Origin of the sequence: Actinomycetospora rhizophila (assembly GCF_042657905.1) — a bacterium.
In the GTDB taxonomy this organism is placed as follows: Bacteria; Actinomycetota; Actinomycetes; order Mycobacteriales; family Pseudonocardiaceae; genus Actinomycetospora; species Actinomycetospora rhizophila.
On the sequence record NZ_JBHSKG010000001.1, the window covers coordinates 112677 to 130744 of the forward strand.

The 18068-nt window shown below is 72.6% G+C and carries 18 protein-coding genes and 2 pseudogenes; 12 read left to right on the top strand and 8 right to left on the bottom strand.

Going from position 1 to position 18068, the window contains the following annotated elements; translation table 11 throughout:
* Positions 1-13 precede the first annotated feature (13 nt).
* Both lysX and ACFPK1_RS00570 read right to left on the bottom strand, forming a co-directional pair.
* Entirely contained in the window at positions 14-3301 is a 3288-nt protein-coding gene (gene lysX / locus ACFPK1_RS00565) for a bifunctional lysylphosphatidylglycerol synthetase/lysine--tRNA ligase LysX (RefSeq protein ID WP_378018954.1), read from the bottom strand.
* A 204-nt stretch (positions 3302-3505) separates the two neighbouring features.
* Positions 3506-5479, bottom strand: a complete 1974-nt coding sequence (locus ACFPK1_RS00570; protein WP_378018955.1) for an ABC1 kinase family protein — start codon at positions 5477-5479, stop codon at positions 3506-3508.
* Between the two features lie 226 nt (positions 5480-5705).
* Here ACFPK1_RS00570 and ACFPK1_RS00575 point away from each other — a divergent pair, with 226 nt between their 5' ends.
* On the top strand, positions 5706-7505 hold the full coding sequence (locus ACFPK1_RS00575) for an alkyl/aryl-sulfatase (RefSeq protein WP_378018956.1): 1800 nt from the start codon (positions 5706-5708) through the stop codon (positions 7503-7505).
* A gap of 18 nt (positions 7506-7523) precedes the next feature.
* Here ACFPK1_RS00575 and ACFPK1_RS00580 read toward each other — a convergent pair whose 3' ends face one another.
* Together ACFPK1_RS00580 and ACFPK1_RS00585 are read right to left on the bottom strand one after the other, a co-directional pair.
* A complete protein-coding gene (locus ACFPK1_RS00580; protein WP_378018957.1) occupies positions 7524-7691 on the bottom strand; it encodes a hypothetical protein in 168 nt (55 codons plus the stop codon).
* Positions 7682-8569 (bottom strand): alpha/beta hydrolase, encoded by an 888-nt coding sequence (locus ACFPK1_RS00585; RefSeq protein ID WP_378018958.1) that lies wholly within the window; start codon positions 8567-8569, stop codon positions 7682-7684. Before ACFPK1_RS00585 ends, ACFPK1_RS00580 begins: the two co-directional genes overlap by 10 nt.
* 165 nt (positions 8570-8734) lie before the next feature.
* Here ACFPK1_RS00585 and ACFPK1_RS00590 point away from each other — a divergent pair.
* Positions 8735-8806: pseudogene (locus tag ACFPK1_RS00590) on the top strand (hypothetical protein); the annotation flags it as partial.
* Here ACFPK1_RS00590 and ACFPK1_RS00595 read toward each other — a convergent pair.
* On the bottom strand, positions 8783-8929 hold the full coding sequence (locus tag ACFPK1_RS00595; RefSeq protein WP_378019562.1) for a hypothetical protein: 147 nt from the start codon (positions 8927-8929) through the stop codon (positions 8783-8785). The pseudogene ACFPK1_RS00590 and the gene ACFPK1_RS00595 sit on opposite strands and share 24 nt — an antisense overlap.
* Before the next feature lie 47 nt (positions 8930-8976).
* Between ACFPK1_RS00595 and ACFPK1_RS00600 the strand changes: the two genes are divergently transcribed.
* Together ACFPK1_RS00600 and ACFPK1_RS00605 are read left to right on the top strand one after the other, a co-directional pair.
* Complete coding sequence (locus ACFPK1_RS00600; protein ID WP_378018959.1) at positions 8977-9585, top strand: LysR substrate-binding domain-containing protein; 609 nt, start codon at positions 8977-8979, stop codon at positions 9583-9585.
* A 1085-nt stretch (positions 9586-10670) separates the two neighbouring features.
* Positions 10671-11279 carry a sigma-70 family RNA polymerase sigma factor gene (locus ACFPK1_RS00605; protein ID WP_378018960.1) on the top strand — a complete coding sequence of 203 codons (609 nt, stop codon included), beginning with the start codon at positions 10671-10673 and terminating at the stop codon, positions 11277-11279.
* 45 nt (positions 11280-11324) lie between these two features.
* On the opposite strand, the gene ACFPK1_RS00610 is transcribed toward ACFPK1_RS00605, so the two are convergent.
* Entirely contained in the window at positions 11325-11789 is a 465-nt protein-coding gene (locus ACFPK1_RS00610) for an ArsI/CadI family heavy metal resistance metalloenzyme (protein WP_378018961.1), read from the bottom strand.
* 166 nt (positions 11790-11955) lie between these two features.
* Between ACFPK1_RS00610 and ACFPK1_RS00615 the strand changes: the two genes are divergently transcribed.
* From ACFPK1_RS00615 to ACFPK1_RS00640, 6 genes are all read left to right on the top strand, one after another.
* Positions 11956-12699 (top strand): PIG-L deacetylase family protein, encoded by a 744-nt coding sequence (locus tag ACFPK1_RS00615; RefSeq protein ID WP_378018962.1) that lies wholly within the window; start codon positions 11956-11958, stop codon positions 12697-12699.
* A 61-nt stretch (positions 12700-12760) separates the two neighbouring features.
* Complete coding sequence (locus ACFPK1_RS00620; protein ID WP_378018963.1) at positions 12761-13309, top strand: class I SAM-dependent methyltransferase; 549 nt, start codon at positions 12761-12763, stop codon at positions 13307-13309.
* A gap of 236 nt (positions 13310-13545) precedes the next feature.
* Positions 13546-14103, top strand: coding sequence for a DinB family protein (locus tag ACFPK1_RS00625; RefSeq protein ID WP_378018964.1), 558 nt, complete (start codon positions 13546-13548; stop codon positions 14101-14103).
* A 165-nt stretch (positions 14104-14268) separates the two neighbouring features.
* Positions 14269-14649 carry an ArsR/SmtB family transcription factor gene (locus ACFPK1_RS00630; RefSeq protein ID WP_378018965.1) on the top strand — a complete coding sequence of 127 codons (381 nt, stop codon included), beginning with the start codon at positions 14269-14271 and terminating at the stop codon, positions 14647-14649.
* Positions 14646-15122 (top strand): SRPBCC family protein, encoded by a 477-nt coding sequence (locus ACFPK1_RS00635; protein WP_378018966.1) that lies wholly within the window; start codon positions 14646-14648, stop codon positions 15120-15122. Before ACFPK1_RS00630 ends, ACFPK1_RS00635 begins: the two co-directional genes overlap by 4 nt.
* On the top strand, positions 15119-15751 hold the full coding sequence (locus tag ACFPK1_RS00640) for a maleylpyruvate isomerase family mycothiol-dependent enzyme (protein WP_378018967.1): 633 nt from the start codon (positions 15119-15121) through the stop codon (positions 15749-15751). The genes ACFPK1_RS00635 and ACFPK1_RS00640 overlap by 4 nt, the downstream gene beginning before the upstream one ends.
* Positions 15752-15907: 156 nt before the next feature.
* Here the strand turns inward: ACFPK1_RS00640 and ACFPK1_RS00645 are convergent.
* A pseudogene (locus ACFPK1_RS00645) lies at positions 15908-16084 on the bottom strand (integrase core domain-containing protein); the annotation flags it as partial.
* On the opposite strand from ACFPK1_RS00645, the gene ACFPK1_RS00650 reads away from it, so the two are divergent.
* Both ACFPK1_RS00650 and ACFPK1_RS00655 read left to right on the top strand, forming a co-directional pair.
* Complete coding sequence (locus ACFPK1_RS00650; protein ID WP_378019563.1) at positions 16041-16259, top strand: hypothetical protein; 219 nt, start codon at positions 16041-16043, stop codon at positions 16257-16259. The pseudogene ACFPK1_RS00645 and the gene ACFPK1_RS00650 sit on opposite strands and share 44 nt — an antisense overlap.
* A gap of 389 nt (positions 16260-16648) precedes the next feature.
* On the top strand, positions 16649-17863 hold the full coding sequence (locus ACFPK1_RS00655; RefSeq protein ID WP_378018968.1) for an AI-2E family transporter: 1215 nt from the start codon (positions 16649-16651) through the stop codon (positions 17861-17863).
* Here the strand turns inward: ACFPK1_RS00655 and ACFPK1_RS00660 are convergent.
* Complete coding sequence (locus ACFPK1_RS00660) at positions 17808-18068, bottom strand: LapA family protein (RefSeq protein ID WP_378018969.1); 261 nt, start codon at positions 18066-18068, stop codon at positions 17808-17810. The two genes, ACFPK1_RS00655 and ACFPK1_RS00660, sit on opposite strands and share 56 nt — an antisense overlap.

Sequence of the window (18068 nt, forward strand, 5' to 3'; positions counted from 1 at the left end):
ACGGGCTCCTCGTTCAGCGTCCGGGCCGGACGATCGGGAAGAGCACGCTCTCGCGGATGGTGCTGCCGGTCAGCATCATGACCATGCGGTCGACGCCCATCCCCAGCCCGCCGGACGGCGGCATGGCGTACTCGAGGGCGAGCAGGAAGTCCTCGTCGAGCTCCATCGCCTCGGCGTCCCCGCCGGCCGCCAGGAGCGACTGCTCGGTGAGCCGCTTGCGCTGCTCGACCGGGTCGATCAGCTCGGAGTAGGCGGTCCCGATCTCGGCGCCGAAGCAGACCAGGTCCCAGCGCTCGGCGAGCCGCGGGTCGTCGCGGTGCGCGCGGGTGAGGGGTGACACGTCGGTCGGGAAGTCGCGGTAGAAGGTCGGCTCGAGCGTGTGGTCCTCGACGAGGTGCTCGTAGAGCTCCAGGACCACGGCACCGCGGCCCCAGTTCGGGTCGTGAGGGACCTTGATGCGATCGCAGTGGCGCCGCAGCTCCTCGACGGTGGTGTCGGCGGTGATCTCCTCGCCCAGGGCGTCCGAGATGGCCCCGTTGACGGTCGTCGCGCGCCAGGTCCCGCCGAGGTCGTACTCGCGGCCCTGGTGGACGACGACGGTGCCGCCCAGCGCGGCGCGAGCCGCCTGCTGGATCATGTCCTGCACCATCGTCTGCATGGTGTCGTAGTCGCCGTAGGCCTCGTACGCCTCGAGCATCGTGAACTCGGGGTTGTGGGTGGCGTCCGCGCCCTCGTTGCGGAAGTTGCGGTTGAGCTCGAACACCTTCTCCGCCCCGCCGACCATCAGCCGCTTGAGGTACAGCTCGGGGGCGATGCGCAGGTACAGGCGCATGTCGTAGGCGTTGATGTGGGTGATGAACGGCCGGGCGTTCGCGCCGCCGTGCACCGGCTGCAGCATCGGGGTCTCGACCTCGAGGTAGCCCCGGCCGGTGAGGCACTCGCGCACCGCGTGCACGGCGTCCGACCGTTGCCGCAGCATGCGGCGGGCCCCGCCGTTGACCACCAGGTCGAGGTAGCGCTGCCGGACCCGGGCCTCGGGGTCGGCCAGGCCGCGACGCTTGTCGGGCAGGGGGCGCAGGCACTTCGCGGTGATCGCCCACTCGCCGGCCAGGACGGAGAGCTCCCCGCGGCGGGACGTCCCGACCTCGCCGGTGACGCCCACGTGGTCGCCGAGGTCGACCTGCCGCGCCCAGTCGCGCACGCCGTCGCGGCCGAGCCGGTCGGCCGCGAGCATCACCTGCACCTGCGTGTCGCCCTCCTGCAGCACCGCGAAGCACAGCCCGCCGAAGTCGCGGACGCGCACGACCCGGCCGGTCACCGACACGTGCTCGCCGGTCGCCGCGTCCGCCTCGAGGTGCCCGAACCGGTCCCGGACCTGCGCGAGGCTCGCGGTGCGCGGGTGGCCGACGGGGTAGGGGTCGACGCCGTCGGCCACCATCCGCTCGTACTTCGCGTGCCGCACGCGGACCTGCTCGGGCAACCGGGCGCGGCGGGCCGCGAGCTGGGCCGCGACCGGATCCTCCGCCTCGACCGGGGACGGCGGGGGGAGGACGACCGCCGGGCCACCCTCGGCGGCGAGGCCGCGGCGCTGCAGGGTCCGCAGGCTCGGGGTGGTGAGGAACCCCTCCGCGCCCGCGGCGGCCAGACCGAGCCGCGGGAGGTCGCGGGCGGCGCGGTAGCAGAGGTAGCGCGGCGTCCAGATCGGCTGGTACTTGGCGTTCGCGCGGTAGAGCGACTCGAGCTGCCACCAGCGCGACCCCAGCACGAGCAGGCGCCGCCACAGCCGCACGATCGGGCCGGCCCCGATCCGCTCGCCCTGCTCGAAGGCGGCGCGGAACATCGCGAAGTTCAGCGACAGGCGGTCCACCCCGAGGGTGCGCGCCTGCTCGGCGAGCGAGGCGACCATGAACTCGGTCAGGCCGTTCTCGGCGGTGCGGTCGCGGCGCATGAGGTCCAGGGACAGTCCGTGGCGGCCCCACGGCACGAACGACAGCAGCGCGCGCAGCTCCCCGGCGCCGTCGAAGCACTCGACCAGCACGCACTGCCCGTCGGCCGGGTCGCCCAGGCGGGAGAGCGCCATCGAGAAGCCGCGCTCGGCGTCGGTGTCGCGCCAGGCGTCGGCGCGCTCGACGACCTCCTTCATCTCGTCCGGGGAGAGGTCGGCGTGCCGCCGGATCCGGACGGTGTGGCCCGCCCGCTCCACCCGGCTCACGGCCTGGCGGACCACCCGCATCGACCGGCCCTCCACCGAGAACTCCCGGACGTCGAGGACCGCCTCGTCCCCCAGCTCGACGACGCTCAGCCCCGCGGCCGCATAGGCGCGGGCACCGCGCTCGCTCGCGCCCATCGCGGCCGGCAACCAGCCGTACCGGCGCGCCTCGTCGAGCCAGACCTCGATCGCGCCCGGCCACGCCTCCGGATCGCCGATCGGGTCCCCACTGGCGAGGCTGACGCCCGAGACGACACGGAAGGTCACCGCGGACTTGCCCGTCCTCGAGAACACGGCGGCCTTGTCGCGGCGGGTGGCGAAGTAGCCCAGCGAGTCGTCGTCGCCGTACTGGTCGAGCAGCACCCGCAGCCGCTGCTCGTCCGCGGGATCGAGATGGCGGCGATCGGGCCGGGGCCGGAACAGCACGTACGCCGCGGCCAGCACGGCGAGGGCGCCGAAGAGCCCGCACAGGAACGTGACCGCCCGCGGGCCGGCGCCGTCGATGCCCACCGCTCCGGGGTCGCCGAGGCCGCCGAGCACGTACGTGACGGCCCACCCGAACCGGTCCGCGGTGCTGCTCAGCGTGCCCGGGAACAGCGCCAGCAGGCCCCAGCCGAGCAGGGTGCCGGCGACGACGAGGGCGAGGTAGGTCCCCAGCGCGCGCCACCCGCTGTGGTGCTGCGTCCGCGCGGTGAACCGCCGGCGGGCGACGAGCAGGATCACGAGCCACGCGACGCCGAACACCAGACGCAGCCACGTCCCGGTGCCCCCGACGACGAGGGTGACCGGGTCGGCCGCGTCGGTGTCGATCGTGAACTCGACACCGCCCAGGACCCGACCGAGCACGACGTAGGCCACGACGAACCACCACGCCACACGCATCCGCCGGCGTACGGCGGACGCGAGGATGCCCAGGAAGGTGGCGGTGGCCAGGCTCGGCGGCGCCTCGACCGACACGACCTCGATCGCGGTCCGCAGCCACTCCAGCGGGGCGCGCAGCGGCGGCACGATCGCCGTGAGGGCACAGAAGGTCGCGACGAACGCGAGGTAGCCGGCGAGGAGGTCCGGCACCCGGTCGGCGAAGCGCTCCATCGCCGACCGACCGGCCGCTGCCGGTCCGTCGCGCCGCGCCGCGGTCGGCGACGGCGTCTGCGCGTGGGATCCGGTCCCTGGGGCCTGGGGCGGCTCGTCAGCCGTCAGCTGGGCCATGTCGTCTCTCCCAGAGGGTGTCGCCGGGCTTCCGCCTCAGCATGACGATCAATTCGGTGACCGGATACAGCGATTCGCGTGGCGGGCTCACGCACCTCGGCGTTCGTCGGTCCCGGTGGTGGACTGCCGGCGGACGATCTGGGCGACGACGCGCAGGAGCATCACCGTGGCGAGGACGAGACCGATCCAGCCGATGACGGTCAGTGCGGTCGAGCCCGGCTGCGGACCGGCCACCCCCGCCCCGACGAGCAGGAGCACCGACACGAGCAGCCCGACGCCGCCGACGGCCGCGAACAGCACCTGGTCGACCCACGCGGTGATGGCGGAGCGTCGCGCGGCGCTGAACGTCTCGACGTCCACGCGGACGAGCCCCGAGCGCAGCTGCAGGGCGATGTCCTCGGCGAGGCCGGGCAGGGTGCGCAGGGACGGCAGCGCGCGCAGCAGCTCCCGCTGGGCCACGGCGGCGGGGTCGCCACCGCCGTCCTTCAGCCTCGACGTGAACTGCTCGGTGGCCGACGTCGCCAGGTTGAACCCGGGGTCGATGCCGCGCAGCGTGCCTTCCAGGGTGACCACCGCGCGGGCGATGAGGGTGAACGCCGGGGGCACGGGCATGCCCTGGCGTTCCATGACGGTGAGCATGTCCTGCAGCGCACGCGGGTCGAAGCCGGCGCCCGAGAGCTGCTCGGACAGCAGGCGGCTGATCTCGCTCTCGAGCGTCATGAGGTCGACGCCCGGACCGGCGGCGCCGGACATCTCACGCAGCCCGCGAGCCACGAGTCCGGTGTCGGCGGTGGCCATCCCGAGGCCGACGAGCTGCAGCGCGCGCAGCGTGACCGGATCGATGATCCCGACGGCGCCGAAGTCGATGAACCAGACGGTGCCGTCGCCGTCGACGAGAATGTTGCCGGGGTGGGGATCGGCGTGGAACGTCCCGGACTCGAGCATCGAGGCGAGGAACGCGCGGAAGAGGCGCTCGGCGAGCACCGGCCGCGGGACCGGGCACGCCTCCAGGGCCGCGGCGTCGGAGACCGGCCGCCCGTGGACGCGCTCCATCACGAGGACGACCTCGCTCGTCATCCCGGTCAGCACCTCCGGCACGTCGACGCCCTCGACGTGGGCCGCGAGGACCGCCCTGCGCAGCGCGGCGCCGTACGCCGCCTCCTCGGTGTAGTCGAGCTCCTTGCCGATCGAGCGCACCAGCTCGTCGGCGACGCGCTCGAGTCCGAGGGCCCGGGCGCCCTCCCACCGCTGGACGGCGATGCGGCTCGCCCAGCGCAGCACGGCGGCGTCGCGGGCCACCCCGAGCTCGACGTCCGGCCGACGCACCTTGACCACGACGTCGCGGCCGTCCCGGGTCTGCGCGAGGTGCGTCTGCCCGATCGACGCGGCCGCGAGCGGCTCGTCGGAGAACGAGGCGAAGACGTCCTCCACGCCCGCCCGGCGCTCGTGCTCGAGCGTGGCACGCACCTGCGCGACCGGGACCGGCGCCACGTCGGACTGCAGCTCCTTCAGGGCGGCGATGAGCGCCGGCGGCAGCAGGTCCGCCCGGGTCGAGGCGATCTGGCCGAACTTGACGAACATGCCGCCGCAGTCCTCGAGGAAGGACTTCACCCGCGCGGCGCCGTCGGGCGTCGCGAGCGCTGCACGCGAGGTGAGCCGGCGTCCGGCGAGACCGTGCCGGCGGGCGATGCCGAGCACCTCGACGAGGCGCCCGACGATGGTCGCGGCCGTGCCGACGCGCGTCCGCAGGCCCGGGCGTCGTGCCGGAGGACGGCGCCGGAGCACGACCTCCAGGACGATGCTCACGACCATCGTCGCGAGGACGCCGAAGGCGAAGACCACGACGAGGACGGACGAGGTCGCCTCCGCGGCGGTGTCGCCGAGCACCGCGACGGCCGTGACGAGGCCGATGAGCGTGCCCAGCACGCCGGCGACCGTGGCGCGCCCGACACCGCGGGTGATCCCGAGGATCCGCCCGGAGACCAGGCCGACGACCAGGACGAACAGGACCGCGAGGACCCACTGCCAGAAGGACAGGTCCAACACCAGCTGCACCGTCACGGGTTCTCCTCACCGGTGGCACGGCGCCGCGTCGCGGCCCCTCCACCGCGACGCGTGAACGCCTGGCCGGGAGTACATCCCGGCCCGGCCCGTCTCGACCAGTGCCAGGACGATCACGGAGTCCACGCCACCCCACCGGGCGTCCCGATCTCACCCGCGACGGATGACGCACACCGTCGGGTCGGTCGCCAGAGTCGGTCTGTCAGGAACCTCTGGAGGGGGCAGGGTGTCTGCGGATCTCAGCGACCGGACCGACTTCGACGACGCGACCCGTGGCCTGATCGCGAGGCTGGAACCAGGGGTGATCGAGGCCGACGACGGCCGGGTCGTCTACGACGCGGACGCCTACACGGCGGCGACGTCCGGTGAGTGCCCCGACACGGTCCACCCGAGCCTGTGGCGGCAGAGCCAGCTCACGGCCATCCAGGGTCTGTTCGAGGTCACGGACGGTATCTACCAGCTGCGCGGGATCGAGCTGTCGAACATGACGCTGGTCGAGGGCGACCAGGGCGTGATCGTGATCGACCCGGCCGTCTCGGCCGAGGTCGCCGCGGCCGGCCTGGCGCTCTACCGTGCGCACCGCGGTGACCGGCCGGTGACGGCGGTGATCTACACGCACTCGCACATCGACCACTTCGGCGGGGTGCTCGGCGTCGTCGACGCCGGCACCGAGGTCCCGATCCTGGCTCCCGCGGGCTTCCTGGAGCACGCGGTGTCGGAGAACGTCTACGCCGGCGGCGCGATGCTGCGCCGCGGGATGTACCACACCGGGATGGGCCTGCCGGTCGCCGCGACCGGCACCCTCGGGGTCGGTCTGGGGGCGGGCACCTCGACGGGTTCGGTGGGGTTGATCGCGCCCAGCGTCGACATCACCCACACCGGCCAGCAGGAGACCCTCGACGGCGTCCGCATCGACTTCCAGATCACCCCGGGGACCGAGGCGCCCTCGGAGATGAACTTCCACTTCCCGGACAAGCGCGCGTTGTGCCTGGCCGAGAACGTCACCCACAACCTGCACAACATCCTGACCCTGCGCGGCGCCGAGGTGAGGGACGCCCGCAACTGGTCCCGCTACATCAGCGAGGCCATCGATCTGTTCGCCGACCGGACCGACGTGGCCTTCGCCTCGCACCACTGGCCCACCTGGGGCACGGGTCGGGTCGTCGCCCTGATGACCGAGCAGCGCGATCTCTACGCCTACCTGCACGACCAGACGCTGCGCCTCATGAACAAGGGCCTGATCGGCAGTGAGATCGCCGAGACGCTGGAGATGCCGCCGGCCCTGGAGTCCGCGTGGCACACCCACGGCTACTACGGCTCGGTCAGCCACAACGTCAAGGCGATCTACCAGCGCTACCTCGGCTGGTACGACGGCAACCCGGCACACCTCTGGCAGCACCCGCCCGAGGCCGCGGCCGGCCGCTACGTCCGGATCCTCGGCGGTCTCGATGCCACCGTGGCGAGGGCGCAGGAGTTCGCCGACGCGGGCGACCTGCGGTTCGCCGCGGAACTGGCCGGCCACGCCGTGTTCGCCGACGCCTCCCACCGCGGGGCCCGGGACCTGCTCGCCGCCGTCCTCACCCGGCTCGGGTACGGGTCGGAGTGCGCGACCTGGCGCAACAACTTCCTGACCGGTGCGCTGGAGCTCCGCGGCACGGTCGTGGAGACGAGGGTGAGCTCGGCGGGGATGGCTTCGGCGCTCACCGTCACCCAGCTGTTCGACAGCCTCGCCATCCGGATCGACGGCAAGCGGGCGTGGGACGTCACCGCCTCGATCCGCTGGCACTTCACCGACACCGACCAGACCTACCGCATGGACCTGTCGAACGGCGTGCTCACCCACCACCCGACCACACGGTCCGGACCGGCCGACCTCGTCGTGACCCTCACCGAGGCGCAGCTGTTGGCCGTGCTCGCCGGTCGGGCCCCGCAGGACGTGCAGTTCGACGGCGACCCCGAGACCCTCGCCACGATCGCCGGACTCACCGACGACCCGGATCCGAGCTTCGCCATCATCACGCCCTGACCCCGGCGAGGACGCGGGTCAGTGCAGTGCTGCGGTGAGCCACGTGGTGGTGTCAGCGAGGAGCTTGTCGAACGCGCAGTGCGCGCCTCCGCGGACGAGCTGGACGTCGGTGTCGGGACGGCCGTCGAAGACGGTGGTGTCGGCGAGCGGGACGTGGACGTCCTCGTCGCCGTTGATCACCAGCATGGGGCAGTTGGCGCGCTCCGCCAGCAGGTCGTCGATCGCGAACGACGCGACGACCTCGATGACCTGCTCGGTGGTGGGGACGCTCGTGAAGCCGGTGGCGTTGCCGAAGATGTCCTGCATGCGTAGAGCAGTGCGCGCGCGTTCTCGCTGCTGAAGGCCGCGGAGACCGGGCCACCGACCACGACGGCGGCGTCGACGATCTCGGTCAGGCCCGCGTGCGCAGAGAAGTAGCCGCCGAAGCTCATGCCGAGCTGTCCGACCTTGCCGGTGGTCAGCGTCCGCGCGAACCCGGCCACGCCGTCGAGGATCTCGGTGGTCCCGCGCCTCAGGGGGATGTGGGTGAGCTCGCCGGTGCCCGGGATGTCGCAGGCGACGACCCGGACGTGGGCTCCCCGCACGTAGGAGACCCACATCGGGTGCAGGTCGACCTTCCCGGTGTCGATGCCGCCGGTGGCCATCAGGACCGGCGTGTCGGCGGGGGCATCGGCCTCGGCGAGGACGTGGACCGGGACCTCGACGACCTCGCCGCGCAGGTGCGTGGTCACCCAGCGCCGCTCGAGCGTGACCGGGAAGCCGGGAGCGGCGAGCTCGTACTGCTCGATCTGGTGCCGGTGGGCGGTCACCCTCGCCGCGTCGGCCAGGCACGGGAATCGCGCCGCGCCGTAGGCCTTGGCCGCCAGCTCCGGCTGACCGGCCCGCGCGTAGCGGTCGGCGAGCGCGCTCCACGCGAAGCACCAGCCGCCGGGCCGGTCGGCCCACATGTCGTCGACGACGCCGGCGAGGTGGTCGACCTCCTGTCGCGGGATGCCCAGGTTCACGAACTGGGGGGCGCGCTCTCTCCACACGCCCTCGACGTCGACGGGGAACTCGTAGCTCATGCGATCCTCCTGGTCGATGGGGATCAACCTCCCCGCGATCCACCGTGGCGACGGCCGACCGACGGCGGAACTGCCGAGGTCCCAGCCCCGCTATGTTCTGGGGACATGGCCATCGACCTCGCGCAGTGGCGGGCGTTCCTCGCGGTGGCCGAGCGCGGCAGCCTCATGAAGGCCGCCGGGGACCTGCACACCGACCAGCCGGCCCTCAGCCGCTCACTGCGCCGCCTCGAACGCCTCGTCGGTGCGCCGCTGTTCGTGCGCAGCAACCGAGGTCTCGCGCTCACCGAGCTCGGACGCCGACTCCGGGAACCGGTCCGGGGGCTGGTCGAGCAGGCCGACGCGCTCGAGGCACGAGCCCACGCCGAGGCCCGCCAGGCCGGTGGCGTGCTCGGGTCGGCGCGATCGACATGTACCCGATCACCGCAGCCATCGCCGACGCCTGCCGGGACCTCGTCGTGGCGGACCACCCGGTCGTCACCGAAGTGGTCGGCCTGCCCTGGCTCGCCCACCCCCGGGCCCTGCGCGAGCGCAGGATCGACGTCGGCTTCACCCTGACCGTCGACGGCCGGCTCCCGGACCCCTCGACGATGCGCAGCCGCCCGCTGTGGGAGGAGACCGAGGCCTTCGCGGTCATCTCCGACCGCCACCCCTTGGCCGGCGAGGAGGTGATCCAGCCCCGGGACCTCGCCGACCTCCCGCTCCACCTCCCCGACGAGGCCGACAGCCCCGACATCCACCACCTGATCCTCGAGCAGCTCGCCGACGCCGGAGTCCCGGCGCCCCGGCGCGCGCCGCCGAGCGGCAGCTTCGCCACCGTCATCACCCAGATCGCCGCGGGCGACGGCTGGTTGCTCAGCGCCCGCACCCTCGCCCGTCACGTACCGCCCGGCCTCGTCACCAGACACCTCGCCGTCACCTCGCGACGGAAGGTGCAGTTCGAGGTCATCTGGCACGTCAACACCGACCCGGCGACCGCCGACACGTTCTGCCGGCGAATCCAGGAGGCTCTCGTCTGAGTTCGCCGTCGCGGACAGCCCGCGACAGAGATCGACGAAGCAGCTGACAGCGACGACGTCTGCCGGACGCGCCGCTCCGGCCTCATCGACGATCCTGCGCGAGAAGCCTGCGATCCGAGGACGCATTCACGAGCTTGGTCGACGACGAGCAGTCCGCCCTGGGACACACGTGAGCAGGGCTCACGAGCTCAATCGAGGACGTGGTCCACAGGAGTGGCCGAAGTCGACGGCGAGGAGCTCGCCGCCTCCCTGGGCTGCGGAGACGGCACCACGTGTCGCTCTGGCACCAGTTCGCCGTCGCCTGCTCGGGACGTCTCCCGATCCTCGGTTGCCACCTTGTCGCGGCTGCGCTAGTACTCCTGCGACCGCCACGGCGCCGTGGCGGCGCCGACCGCTGCGGCCGGGCTCGTCCTGCTGACCTCGGGCCCACACCGAGTTCAGCGTCGACCACCCGTTCCACCGTGCGGCGCCTCGAGCGCCTGGTCCGGCTCGGTCTGCTGCACCCGGCCGCTCCGCTCGCCGGACCACGGTGGCCGGGCGTCGTCGCCCGGTGCGTCGCCCGGCGACGAGGGCGACCACGAACATGGTGAGCGAGAGCGGAGCGAGCGACAGCCCGGCGCGCAGCGCGCTGTACTCGCAAGCGGGTGTACGCCCTCGTCTGAGCGGCCGCGGCGATCGCTGCCGCGGTCGGGCCCCTCCTGGGAGGCTTCATTACCACCGTCTGGACCTGGCGGCTCGGGTTCGCGTTCGAGGTCCTGGTGATCGCCGGGGTGCTCAGCGGCATCCGGCTCGTCACCCGGGGTCCACGGGTCGCCCGGGACCGTCGTGCGTCGATGGTCGGAGCCCGCCGTCACGTGGGCTCACCCGGGCCGGGTGGTCCGCCCACCGGGGTCACGTTCCTGCGCGGTGAGGTCTTCGGCCAGGGGACCCGTGCATGCTCCTCGGCAGCGTACGGCGTGGGTGGGCACCCGCACCACGTCGGGACGGAGGCGCTTCGCCTGCCGGGTCCGAGCTGCTGCGTCCTTCCGACGCCTGCGTCGTCTGTGGGACTGTCCATCTCCATCCGCACCCACGTGGGGGTCGGCGTGACCGCATCAACGCACCAGTCCGTGGCCGGTCCGGGCAGCCGGACGAGCGAGGACGTCTGGCGGGAGTTCGGCTCCCAGCTGCGCGCCTTCGTGCATCGGCGGGTCGCCGATCCACAGCGCGCCGAGGACGTCCTCGGCGAGATCGTGCTGCGCATCCACCGCGGACTCGACCGGGTCGAGGACGACGAGCACCTGACGCGATGGGTCTACCGGATCACGCGCAATGCGATCGTGGACGAGTACCGGCGGGCCGAGCGTGAACGTGCCCGGGAGCGGGCCCTTCCCGACGACGCCGCCGAGCTCGTCGGCGAGGCCGGGTCCGAGGACGACCCGACGGTGCTCCGGGAGCTCGCCGCGTGCATGCGGCCGCTGCTCGAGGGACTGCCGCCGGAGCAGCGCCGAGCGTTGGAGCTGACCGACCTGGAAGGGCTGACGCAGGTGGACGCCGCGGGCCGCGAGGGCGTCTCGGTCTCGGGGATGAAGTCGCGGGTGCAGCGTGGACGACGCCGGCTCGCGGAGTTGCTCGGTCAGTGCTGCGAGCTGACCCTCGACGCCCAGGGCACACCGATGGACTACACGCGGCCGACCGGCTGCCGGTGTGGCTGAGCCCCAGGTCGGGTCCCGCTCACAGCGGGACCCGACCTGGCGCCGTCAGCTGCAGCACGTCCCGCCGGCAGCGGCGGCCTTGGCCTCGCACGCGACAGCACACACCGACGTCGACTCCCCCTCGGGGTTGACCGCCGAGTCGTCGGTGACGGCGTAGTACTCCCACCAGCCGGTGGGCGTGTCCGGGGCGGTGACGAACACCTTGTCCTGCGCCGCGTGGCAGCACACGTCGTGCTCGGCGAGCGTCGCCTCGAGCCCGGCGCCGCGGAAGCGCGCCAGCGCCGCGGTCACCTCCTCGGGGGTGTCGGCCTCGACCCCGAGGTGGTTGAGGTGCTCACCCTCCCCCGGCTTCTCGATCAGCACCAGCTTGAGCGGCGGGTCCTCGACGACGAAGTTCGCGTAGCCCTCGCGCTGCTTGTGCGGCGGCACGCCGAACATCGCCTCGTAGAAGGTGGTCGCGGCCTCGATGTCGGTGACGTTGAGCGCGAGCTGGACGCGGGTGGTGGGCATGGTCGGTCCTCCTGGTGATCTCGCGGCACCCGGCCGGTCGCCCTGATGGCTCCTGTCGCCGTGGTGTCACCGCTACTGACGGCAGGACCGCGTGAGGGACGCAGCTGCGTCCTTCACCGGGGGTCGTCGTCAGTACCGGCGCCACACGACGTTCGGAGGTGCCGCGATGAACCGACAGCTGCAGGCCGTGCCGGAGGACTGGGGTCGGGCGATGGCCGTCGTCGCCCATCCCGATGACCTGGAGTACGGCGCGGCCAGCGCGATCGCGCGCTGGACCCGGGCCGGCCGGTCGGTCGCCTACGTGATGGTCACCGACGGCGAGGCCGGGATCGACGGACTCGACCCGACCGAGGCGGGGCCTGTCCGGCAGAAGGAGCAGGTCGCGAGCGCCGCGCTCGTCGGGGTCGACGACGTGGCCTTCCTCGGACACCGCGACGGCGTCGTCGAGGGTGGCCTGGACCTGCGCCGCGACATCGCCCGCGAGATTCGCCGGTTCCGCCCGGACGTGCTGGTCACCGCGACGTTCGAGCTGACCTACGGCATGGGCCCGGGGCAGCAGATCGTGAACCAGGCCGATCACCGGGCCGTCGGCGTCGCCGTCCTCGATGCCGCCCGCGACGCCGGGAACCGATGGATCTTCCCGGAGCTGGTCGATGAGGGCTACGCACCGTGGGACGGCGTGCGGCACGTGTACGTGATGGGCGCGAGCGAGCCCACCCACGGTGTCGACGTCACCGACGCCCTCGGGCCCGGGATCGCTTCGCTCCGTGCGCACGAGGCGTACCTGCGCGGGCTGGGTCGCGACTTCGACCCGGAGACGTTCGTGCGCGACATGACGGCGATGGCCGGCCCGGCTCTCGGTGTCCCCCACGCCGTCGCGTTCGGCCGGATACAGCTCCAGGGCGTGTGACGACGGCCCACGCCGGTCCACGCCTCCCGAAGCGCCGTTCACGCCCCCGAGAGGAACGGCCATGAGCACGACTGCCCACGAGACGACCGACCAGCAGCTGACGGCCAAGCACCGGGCTCTCTGGGCCTCCGGCGACTACCCGGCCGTGGCCGACGACCTGATCCCGACACTCGCGGCGACGCTCGTCGACGCCGCCGGCGTCCACGCCGGCCAGCGGGTGCTCGACGTCGGCCGACGGATCGCCACGCAGCGGGGCGTCGAGCTCGACCGGGTCGAGGCCGGTGCCGAGCCCCTGCCGTTCGCGGACGCCGGCTTCGACGTCATGCTGTCCTGCGTCGGCGCGATGTTCGCGCCGCACCACCAGGCCGTCGCCGACGAGCTGATCCGCGTGACGCGACCGGGCGGCACGATCGGGATGATCAACTGGGCACCGCCCGGCTTCATCGGGCAGCTGTTCGCGACGATGAAGCCCTACGCGCCACCGCCACCACCGGCGCGGGCCCCGCCCCACTGTGGGGCGACGAGGAGCACATCCGCGCCCTGTTCGGCGACCGCATCACAACGAGCACAACGCCTCCGACCCCGACCGGGTCACCGCACTCGATCGTGACTTCCTCGAGCTGCTCACCACCCGCAACGAGGCCGACACGCGGGACGCGCCGGCTACCACGCGGAATACCTCCTGGTGACCGCGCGGCGCACCAGCATCCAGCCGGAGCGGGCCGGTCTCGAGCGCGCCGGGCTGACCGCCGTGACGATCACTCCACGATGAGCGTCGCCACGGGCGTCGACTCCGCCACCGTCCGGGCCTCGCGGCCGTGACACTGTCCGACGCACACTGCGCGGATGGACCGACAGGCGGTTCACGACGACCTGGAACGCGCGCGCTCGACGTTCCACGACCTCCATGCGCAGGCGACGCCCGCGGACCTGAAGCGTCGCTCGTGCGGCACGCGGTGGAACAACCAGCAGCTCCTGTTCCACATGCTGCTCGGCTACCTGATCGTCCGGGCGCTCGGGAACCTCGTCCGCCTGGTCGGGAGGCTTCCGCCCGGTGTGGGCCGCGCCTGGGCGAGGACCTTGAACGCGGGCACCGTACCGTTCGACGTCGTCAACTTCCTCGGTTCCTGGGCCGGTGGCAGCACACTGGGGCGCCGAGGACAGACGGCGCTGTTCGACCGCGTGATCTCTGCGCTGCACCGCCGCCTGGATCGGGAGGCCGACGCCGACCTCGCACGAGGGATGCCGTACCCGACGCGATGGGACCCCTGCTTCAAGCCGTACATGACCCTCGCCGACGTCTACGCCTTCCCCACTCAGCACTTCGACCACCACCGCCGACAGCTCACCCTCGAGGGGACCGGACCGCGGTGGGGGTCTCGACGGCGACCAGAGTCGCCTTGATCACCGGGACCGCCACCACGACATCTCGACCTGGGCCATCTCCTTGTCCGAGACGACCTCGGTCTGGTGCGCGCGCCGCTGAGCGAGCTCGGCCAGGACCTCGCCACCGATGACGGCACCGCGAGCTCTTCCGCAGGACGTTCGGTCGCTCTAGGCTTACCGTTCGTGTCAGCTTACCGAGACGCAGGGCTGGGGTTGCTGGGTGACCCGATGCGCCGGGCGATCTTCGAGACGCTGGCGCGCCGGCCCAGCTCGGTCGGCGAGCTCGCCGAGCAGCTCCCGATCAGCCGCCCGGCGGTGTCCCAGCACCTCAAGGCGCTCAAGGACGGCGGTCTGGTCGTCGCCCACGCCCAGGGAACGCGGCGCATCTACCGGCTCGACCCCCACGGCGTGGCCGCGCTGCGCAGCTGGCTCGACGGTGTCTGGGAGCACGCCCTGGCCGACTTTCACAAGTTCGCCGAGCAAGCCGTCGCCGACGAGACCGCGGGCCACGACACCGACCGCGGCACCGACCACCCCGATCACTCCTCGAAGGAGCAGCCATGAGCACGCCGATCCCGGCGATCGAGGGCAAGACCACCGTCAACATCAGCCGTGACCGCGCCTTCGCGCTCTTCACCGGCTCATTCGGCGCCTGGTGGCCCCGGCAGTACCACATCGGCGCCGCCGACGTCGCGGACGTCGTCCTCGAGCCGCACGTGGGCGGACGGTGGTTCGAGCGCGGCGTCGACGGCAGCGAGTGCGACTGGGGCCGGGTGCTGGCCTGGGAGCCCCCGGAGCGGGTGCTGTTCACCTGGCAGATCGGCGGCGACTGGCAGTTCGACCCCGACCCGTCGCACGCCAGCGAGATCGAGGTCCGCTTCCACGCCGACGGGCCCGAGCAGACCACCGTCGAGGTCGAGCACCGTCACTTCGAGCGCCTGGTCGGCGGCGAGGGCGTCCACGGTGCCATCGAGCACGGTGGCGGTGGTTGGGTCGCGCTGCTCGCGGCCTACGCCCAGATGGTGGAGAACCGGTGACCGCTCCCAGCCCGGTGCGGTTCGCGCAGGACGAACGCGCCGAGCTGGCCGACTTCCTCGCCGGCCTGAGCCCCGAGCAGTGGGACGCGCCCACGCTGTGCCACCGGTGGAGTGTGCGGGACGTCGTCGCCCACATCATCAGCTACGACGACCTCGGACCGGCGGCGTTCGTCGGGCGCTTCGTCGCCGGCCGGTTCGATCCCGATCAGGTCAACCAGGTCGGGGTCGACCAGTACGCGCAGATGAGCCCCGACGAGCTGCTCGCCGAGCTGAAGGGGCACCTGCATCCCGCAGGCCTCACCGCACGGTTCGGCGGCCGCATCGGTTTGGTGGACGGCCTCATCCACCACCAGGACATCCGCCGAGCTCTCGGGGCGCCCCGCGAGGTCCCGGTAGAGCGACTTGCGACGGCGCTGCCTTTCGCGCGCGTAGCGCCGCCGATCCGGGCGTTCTCCCGAGCCCGCGGCCTGCATCTCGTCGCCACCGACCTGGACTGGTCCAGCGGCAAGGGACCGACCGTTGAGGGCCGGGCTGAGCCCCTGCTGATGGCGATCGCCGGCCGAGCCGACGCCCTTGACGAGCTCGACGGCCCCGGCCGATCGATCCTTGCCGATCGCGTGGCCGGGTAGATCCGCGCCGAGTACTTCCGGGCAGCCACACGGGGCCACGGCGCGGCTGGCGGCGCCGCTGAGGACGTCGTGGATCCTGCGGTCGGCGCCGGTCGGCGACGTGCCCCCGGCAGCCCTCGACCGCGCGCCGTGAACCGCCCCGGCGTGTCCGGAGAGCTACGGGCTTGAGTGCACCGGTTCCGGGTGGGGCCGGTGTTGACGGTAGTGGGCTTCCTCGAGCTCGGCGGGTGGGATGTCGCCGGCGGCGCTGTGCAGGCGGCGGTGGTTGTACCAATCGACCCACTCGAGGGTGGCGATCTCGACCTGTTCGACCGCGCGCCACGGCGCTCGTTGCCGGATCAGCTTCGGGCGAGCCCACGCCCGAACCCACGTCCTGCTGCTCGTCCACGACCGCGACATCCGCGTCGTCAACGCGACCACCGGCGAGCTGATCCGCGAGCTCGTCCTCGACCCCACCCGCGACTACCAACCAACCCGACCCAGAACGCACGAAACCCCGAACCCTTGAGGGTTCGGGGCTATGCGGATGTCCTGAGACACCACATGGTGGAGACGAAGGGAAGCGAACCCTCAACCCCCGCCTTGCAAAGATGGGCGATCGCGTCAACCAGGGCCTCTACCAGCAACAACGTCCTCGCCGGCCGTCACTCAATACTCCTCGAGACCGCCGGTCGCCGTCGTTTCGTGCCACGGGGCGTGCCACGCGGCCCGCTGCCTCCGACGGAGGGTCGCGCCGGGCCCGAGGACTTCGCTCGATGATCGTTCCGGCCTCATCCACGTCGGGTGACGACAGCGGGGGCCGAGCCCCCGGACAGTGAGGACCCCGCCTCCGCTGCGGGCCACGTGTCCGGGCACCAGAGCCGCGAGCCCGCGGCGTCGACGATCGGGTGGAGGCCGATGAGCGAACCACCCGGTGACGACGTCGGCGCCCGCGGGCACGGGGCGGGAGGTCCACCGCTGAGCCGGGTGGCCGCGATGGTCCTGGTCGGCGCCCTGGTCGTCGTCGCCGTCGTCGTCGTGCTCCTCGTGGCCTACCGCGCCCGCCAGGCGCTGCTGCTCGCGTTCACCGGCTTCTTCCTGGCCGTGGGCTTCGAGCCCGGGGTCGCCTGGCTGACGCGTCACGGCGCGCGCCGCGGTCTGGCGGTCGCGCTGATCGCCCTCGGCGCGGTGGCGGTGGGCGCGGTGCTGGTGGCGGTGCTGGTCGTGCCCGGTCTCCGGCAGATCGGCGAGCTCGCCCGGGGGGCGCCGCAGGTGCTCGACCGGCTCGCCGCGCGCTTCGGGGGCTCGTCGACGGGCGTCGGTGCGACGCTGGCGGACCCCGCGACCCATGCGACGGTCTCCGAGGTGAGCCAGGAGGTCGGCCAGCTGCTGGCCTCGGCTCTGACCGCCGTCTTCAGCGCCCTGGGCCTGCTGCTCGGTGGGGCCGCGGCGGCCCTCACGACGCTCGTCCTGCTGGTGTACTTCGGGCTGGCGATGCCGCGCATCCACGCGGGCCTCGCGCGCCTGCTCGGTACGCCCGACCGGGTGGACACGCTCGACGAGGCCCTCGCCCGGGTCGGCGGCTACGTGTCGGGACAGGTCCTCGTCTCCCTGATCGCGGGCGGGACGTCGTTCGTCTTCTTCCTGATCGCCGGGGTGCCCTACCCCGCGCTGCTCGCCCTGGTCGTCGCGCTGTTCGACGCCCTGCCCCAGGTCGGCGCCTTCTTCGCCTCCCTCATCGGCACGGTCGTCGCCCTGTCGCAGAGCTGGGGGCTCGCCGTGGTCACGCTCGCCTTCTTCTGCGCCTACCAGGCCGTGGAGAACTACCTCATCGCTCCCAGGGTCTTCTCCCGCACCATCGATCTGAGTCCGCTCGCGGCCTTCCTCGCGGTCCTGGTCGGAGCCTCGTTCGGAGGACTGCTGGGCGCTCTCGTCGCCCTGCCCGTCACCGCGGCGGTCAAGATCGTCCTGGCGAGGGTGCTGGCCGCACGCCGCTCACGAACCACACGACGGAGCGAGGCGAGCTCGACGGGACGTGCGGCCCGCCGGCGGCGGCCCCCGCGTCCTGCGGCGACGGTCAGTGTCGGCGGCGGCCGACGAGCCATCCGGCGACGAGCCCGAGGACCAGGGTGATGGTCAGTGCCGCCCACAGCGGCATGAGCACGACCGGGATCAACAGTCGGATCTCGGTCAGGTCGCGGTTCTCCAGTACGAAGACCACCGCGACCGCCAGGAGCACCAGCGCCACGACGCGGCGCGACGTGGCTCCCTTCTTGCTCGTGCCCGACCGGCCTCCGGTCGCCGGCGGGCCGCCGGCGACCGGTCCGTGCGTCGTCAT